This window comes from Streptococcus sp. 27098_8_82, assembly GCF_041431615.1.
GTDB classification, from domain to species: Bacteria; Bacillota; Bacilli; order Lactobacillales; family Streptococcaceae; genus Streptococcus; species Streptococcus sanguinis_K.
On the sequence record NZ_JAPVYB010000019.1, the window covers coordinates 1 to 861 of the forward strand.

1 protein-coding gene is annotated in these 861 nt (G+C 56.6%); it reads left to right on the forward strand.

Annotated features, from left to right (window positions below; all coding sequences use genetic code 11):
* The coding region (locus O3627_RS11760; protein ID WP_371621464.1) for a hypothetical protein at positions 1-861 on the forward strand (861 nt) is incomplete at both ends.

Sequence of the window (861 nt, forward strand, 5' to 3'; positions counted from 1 at the left end):
GATGCACTAGTGGACGCAGATGTGCTTGCAGACACAGATGCACTCGTTGAGGCTGAGGTACTTGCAGATACAGAGGCGCTCGTGGACGCTGAAGTACTTGCACTCACTGACGCACTCGTTGATGCGGACGTACTTGCACTTACTGAGGCGCTCGTGGACGCTGAAGTACTTGCACTTACTGAGGCGCTCGTGGACGCAGATGTGCTTGCTGAAACTGATGCACTCATGGATGCTGAGGTGCTTGCACTTACCGATGCGCTCGTCGATGCGGACGTACTTGCTGAAACTGAGGCGCTAGTTGATGCGGACGTACTTGCACTTACCGATGCGCTCGTCGATGCGGACGTGCTGGCGCTCACTGAAGCGCTCGTGGAGGCTGAGGTACTTGCAGATACCGACGCACTCGTCGATGCGGACGTACTTGCGCTTACCGACGCACTCGTCGACGCGGACGTACTTGCGGATACAGATGCACTGGTGGACGCTGAGGTGCTTGCACTCACAGATGCACTCGTTGAAGCGGACGTGCTTGCGCTTACGGACGCACTTGTTGATGCAGACGTACTTGCACTTACTGATGCACTCGTGGAAGCGGACGTACTTGCGCTCACTGATGCACTCGTGGAAGCTGAGGTACTTGCACTTACAGATGCACTCGTGGACGCTGATGTACTTGCTGATACCGACGCGCTAGTAGACGCGGACGTGCTGGCAGACACAGATGCACTCGTTGAGGCCGACGTACTTGCTGACACGGATGCACTTGTTGAGGCGGACGTGCTGGCACTTACTGATGCACTTGTGGATGCTGAGGTGCTTGCACTTACTGACGCACTCGTGGACGCGGAGGTGCTTGCACTC